Source organism: Mesorhizobium sp. M7A.F.Ca.CA.004.12.1.1 (genome assembly GCF_003997835.1).
GTDB lineage: Bacteria > Pseudomonadota > Alphaproteobacteria > Rhizobiales > Rhizobiaceae > Mesorhizobium.
This window is the reverse complement of record NZ_RZRK01000519.1, coordinates 1-4,379: the sequence shown is the minus strand read 5'-3', so window position 1 is coordinate 4,379 and position 4,379 is coordinate 1. Positions and strand designations below refer to the sequence as shown.

5 protein-coding genes and 1 pseudogene are annotated in these 4,379 nt (G+C 63.0%); 3 read left to right on the top strand and 3 right to left on the bottom strand.

Annotated elements, in window-relative coordinates; all coding sequences use genetic code 11:
- Positions 1 to 185, top strand: a pseudogene (locus EN984_RS24045) (thymidine phosphorylase); the annotation flags it as partial.
- A gap of 84 nt (positions 186 to 269) precedes the next feature.
- On the opposite strand, the gene EN984_RS24040 reads toward EN984_RS24045, so the two are convergent.
- The 3 genes from EN984_RS24040 to EN984_RS24030 form a co-directional block, all read right to left on the bottom strand.
- Positions 270 to 833, bottom strand: coding sequence for a TIGR02281 family clan AA aspartic protease (locus EN984_RS24040; protein ID WP_127266928.1), 564 nt, complete (start codon positions 831 to 833; stop codon positions 270 to 272).
- Between the two features lie 222 nt (positions 834 to 1,055).
- Complete coding sequence (gene upp / locus EN984_RS24035) at positions 1,056 to 1,685, bottom strand: uracil phosphoribosyltransferase (RefSeq protein ID WP_127266929.1); 630 nt, start codon at positions 1,683 to 1,685, stop codon at positions 1,056 to 1,058.
- A gap of 146 nt (positions 1,686 to 1,831) precedes the next feature.
- A complete protein-coding gene (locus tag EN984_RS24030; protein WP_127266930.1) occupies positions 1,832 to 2,806 on the bottom strand; it encodes an adenosine deaminase in 975 nt (324 codons plus the stop codon).
- Positions 2,807 to 2,940: 134 nt separating this feature from the next.
- Between EN984_RS24030 and ubiE the strand changes: the two genes are divergently transcribed.
- Positions 2,941 to 3,717: a bifunctional demethylmenaquinone methyltransferase/2-methoxy-6-polyprenyl-1,4-benzoquinol methylase UbiE gene (gene ubiE, locus EN984_RS24025; protein ID WP_127266931.1), complete on the top strand. Its 777-nt coding sequence runs from the start codon at positions 2,941 to 2,943 to the stop codon at positions 3,715 to 3,717.
- 70 nt (positions 3,718 to 3,787) lie between these two features.
- Positions 3,788 to 4,379 (top strand): AarF/UbiB family protein (locus tag EN984_RS24020; RefSeq protein WP_245480105.1); only part of this gene is annotated, 592 nt, incomplete at its 3' end.

Here is a 4,379-nt window from a genome sequence, read left to right as displayed (position 1 = left end):
GCATCACCAGGTTGTTGCCGGTCGGTGCGGAGGTTGGGATCGGCGAGCCGCTGGCGCTGATCCATGCCCGCTCATCGGCCGATGCCGAGGCCGCCGCGGCTACCGTGCTTTCGGCCTATACGGTCGGCGCCTCGAAGCCGCCCGCCGACAAGTCGGTCATCCGGCGGATTCTGCCGCGCGGCTGAAGCAATTCCAGGAAAAGTGGTGGACCGGTTTTCCCGGGAAAGCGCATAGCGCTTTCCCTTGGAAATTGCGGAAAACGAATAGCCTTACTGGACGAGCAGCAGCGTGCCGTTCTCGACCTGGTATTTGTCGAGCCGGTTGAGAAAGCTCATGCCGATCAGATTGGTGCGCAGCGCCCTGTCGTCGAGCACGATGGTCTGGACGTCATTGACCGTGATGTTGCCGATCTGCAGGCGGTCGATCATGGCCACGGCCGCCTTGATGGTGCCGTTGGCCGTGTTGACCTCGTGGCTGAAGTCCGAAGCATTCAGCGACAAGCCGATTCGGCGTGCCGTCGACATGTTGATGGCGACCAGCGTGGCGCCGGTGTCGATCATGCCGTCGACCTGGCGCCCGTTGAACTTGAAAGCCGATGAGAAATGTCCGCGCTCGTCTGCCGCGACGACCACCTTGCGGCCCATCGGCAGCGGTGCCGCGGGCTTGTTGGGCACCGATGCCAGATTGACGTCTGGTTGGGCTTCGACCGCTTGTTTGCCCGGCACCGCCGACCTCAGCAGGTTTTCGACGAGTTGCGGATTGGACTGGTACACAATCGGTATCGATGCCGATGAACCGGCGAAAACGGCGAGGATCAGAAGTTTGCGCAGCATGGATCGGCCTCGCCGCATGACCCCGGAAATCGGGATCGATTTCCGAAAGGCTCACGCGCAAATCAAAATGCTACAGCGTCCTTTGCGCGTCCGAAATGGACGCGCGGCGCCGTAGTGACAGCCGATCGTTAGACCCGGATGGTGTTTGCCGCTTTAACGCGCGCCAAAACCGCGCCTTTGCGTAAACGTTTGGTAAATCGCACCAGGTGACTTTGCCTGGTATTACTTGGTCCCGTACATGCGGTCGCCGGCGTCGCCGAGGCCGGGCATGATGTAGCCCTTCTCGTTGAGCTGGCGGTCGATCGAAGCGGTGAAGACGGGAACGTCCGGATGCGCCTTGAGAAAGCGTTCGATGCCTTCGGGCGCCGCCAGCAGGCAAAGGAAACGGATGTTGGTGGCGCCGCGCTCTTTCAGCTTGTCGATCGCCGCGATCGCCGAATTGGCGGTGGCCAGCATCGGATCGACGACGATCACCAGCCGGTCGGCGAGATCGCTCGGCGCCTTGAAGAAATATTCGACCGCTTCCAGCGTTTCGTGATCGCGGTAGAGACCGACATGGGCGACGCGGGCCGCCGGAACCAGGTCGAGCAGGCCTTCCAGCAAGCCGTTGCCGGCGCGCAGCACGGAGGCAAAGACCAGCTTCTTGCCCTCAAGCGTCGGCGCTTCCATGGTTTCCATCGGCGTCTCGATGGTCGTCGTCGTCAGTTCGAGGTTGCGGGTGACCTCGTATCCGAGCAGCAGCGAGATTTCGCGCAGCAGCCGGCGAAAGCCGGCCGTCGAGGTTTCCTTCTTGCGCATGATGGTCAGCTTGTGCTGGACAAGCGGGTGGTCGACGACGGTGACGCCCTGCATGGTGTTCTCCTGATGCCTGCGCCCGAAAATGCGCGCATGGCCCTTTCGGACGCGCCGCGCTTCAAGCTGCCTGAGCGAACCCTAGCGGCAATGCGCCGGTCAAGGAACCGCTTGGCCCGCACCGACCACAGCTTTGTCGGCGGAAATCAGCGTGCCGCGCTGTTCAACCGGGCAAGAAGCGCGGTCTTCGTCTTTCTATCGACGAAAGCGGCTTCGATGGCGGTGCGGGTGACGGCGGCCAGCGCCTTTTCGTTCATCGAGAAATGCTCGGCGGCAATGTCGTATTCCCGCTTCAGCGAGGTCCAGAAATAGGGCGGATCGTCGGAATTGAGCGTCACCTTGCAGCCGGCCGCCTGCAGGGCCGGAAATGGATGATCGGCGAAACTGTCGAACACCTTGAGCGCGATGTTGGAACCGGGGCAGCATTCCAGCACGACGCCCTCGTCGGCGATGCGCCGGACGAGGTCCGGGTTCTCGATGGCGCGCACGCCATGGCCGATGCGGGACGGACGGATATGATCGAGCGCCGCCTGGACGGTCTCCCAGCCCGTCAATTCGCCGGCGTGGATGGTGATGCCGAGCCCGGCCTCGCGGGCGATCTCGAAAGCCCTGACATAGTCCTCCATATCGCCGATGCGCTCATCGCCGGCGACACCGAAACCGGTGACCAGCGGATGCCCGCAGCGCGCCGCAAAGCGCGCCGCCTGCTCGATCGACTCGACGCCGACATGGCGCACGCCGGTGACGATCATGCGGCCCTCGATGCCGGTCTTGGCCTTGGCGCGGGCCATGCCTTCGCCGAGCGCATCGGTATAGGCCTTGGGCGACAGGCCGGCCTTTTTCGCGTGGTCCGGCGAGGTGAACACCTCGGAATAGATGGCGCCGTCGCGAGCGAGACTGGTCAGATAATGGTCGGCCAGCCGCGCATAGTCCTCCTCGGTCCGGAACAGATCGGCGGAAAAATCATAAGCCGCCAGGAAGGAGGTGAAGTCATGCCAGACGAAGGAACCGTTCTGGATATAGGGCGAGGTGTCCTTGCCGTATTTCTGCGCCTGGCGGATGACGAGTTCGGGCGCCGCTGCCCCTTCGATGTGGCAGTGCAGTTCCGCTTTCAAAGGCATTCAACCATCCCGTCGGTCCGTCCAGGTCTCGAAAACCCGCCACCTGGAAGCGCGGCTGAACACCGCGCCTTAAACAATAGCGCCCGCACCATCGATCGGCTATGGTCCCGCCGGTTTTATGACGGATCAAAAAAATGTCAGTTGAGAGAACCACGGCCGCGGGCGGCATGGAAACCTCCTATGGTTTCAAGCGTGTAGGGGCTGGCGACAAGCAGTCCCTGGTCAACGATGTTTTCCACAAGGTCGCCAACCGCTACGACCTGATGAACGATCTGATGTCGGCCGGCCTGCACCGGCTGTGGAAGGACGCCATGGTCACCTGGCTCAATCCTCCCAAAAGGATCGGCTGGCGCGTGCTGGACGTTGCCGGCGGCACCGGCGACATCGCCTTCCGCATCGTCGATGCCAGCCACGGCAATGCCCATGCCACCGTGCTCGACATCAATGGCTCGATGCTGGCTGTCGGCCGCGACCGGGCCGAAAAGAAGGGCCTGTCCGGCAACACCGATTTCGTCGAGGCCAATGCCGAGGAACTGCCCTTTGCCGATGCCACATTCGACGCTTACACCATCGCTTTCGGCATCCGCAACGTGCCGCGCATCGAGGTGGCCTTGGGCGAAGCGTTTCGCGTGCTGAAGCCCGGCGGGCGCTTCCTGTGCCTAGAGTTTTCCGAGGTCGAGATGCCGCTTCTCGACAAGGCCTACGAAGCCTGGTCGTTCAACGCCATTCCAAAGATCGGCAAGATGGTCACTGGCGACGGCGAACCCTATTCCTATCTGGTCGAATCGATCGCCAGGTTTCCCAATCAACAGAATTTCGCGACGATGATTTCCCGCGCCGGCTTCGACCGCGTTTCCTTCCGCAACTACTCCGGCGGTATTGCAGCACTTCATTCGGGCTGGAAGCTTTGAGGCCGGGCCGCATTTCTCACAACCGACGCGTGCTATGCCGGTTCAAAGAGCCGGCAGGATTGGCGCTGCCATGAGCAATGTCAGTGCAGGATTCCGGCTCGTAAGGGCCGGCTGGGTGCTGGTCCGCGAGGGTGTCGTCGCCGCTCTGCCGGGTGAGGAACTGTCCGGCCTGCCGAAGTTCGGATGGCGGATGGCGCGGCTGTTCACCCGCCGCCGCGCGCTGGCCTATGAGCGCAGCGACCGGCTGGCCAAGGCGGTCGTCCGGCTCGGTCCATCTTATGTAAAGCTCGGCCAGTTCCTGGCGACACGGCCCGACGTCGTCGGCAACGACATGGCGCTCGATCTCGCCACGTTGCAGGACAAGATGCACACCTTCCCCCGGGCCGAGGCCATCGCGGCGATCGAGGCTTCGCTCGGGCGCAAGATCGGCGATCTCTATACGCAATTCGGCGACCCGGTCGCCGCCGCCTCCATCGCCCAGGTCCATGCCGCCGACGCTGTCCATGACGGCATTGCCACCAAGGTGGCGGTCAAGGTGATCCGTCCCGGCGTGCGCCGCCGTTTCTTCCAGGATCTCGAAAGCTATTTCCTCGCCGCTCGCCTGCAGGAGAAATACATCCCCTCGTCCCGCCGGCTGCGGCCGGTCGAGGTCACCCAGACGC

Coding starts and splice junctions, on each gene's coding strand:
- EN984_RS24040 (WP_127266928.1), bottom strand. CDS start 833: ATGCTGCGCAAACTTCTGATCCTCGCCGTTTTCGCCGGTTCATCGGCA.
- upp (WP_127266929.1), bottom strand. CDS start 1,685: ATGCAGGGCGTCACCGTCGTCGACCACCCGCTTGTCCAGCACAAGCTG.
- EN984_RS24030 (WP_127266930.1), bottom strand. CDS start 2,806: ATGCCTTTGAAAGCGGAACTGCACTGCCACATCGAAGGGGCAGCGGCG.
- ubiE (WP_127266931.1), top strand. CDS start 2,941: ATGTCAGTTGAGAGAACCACGGCCGCGGGCGGCATGGAAACCTCCTAT.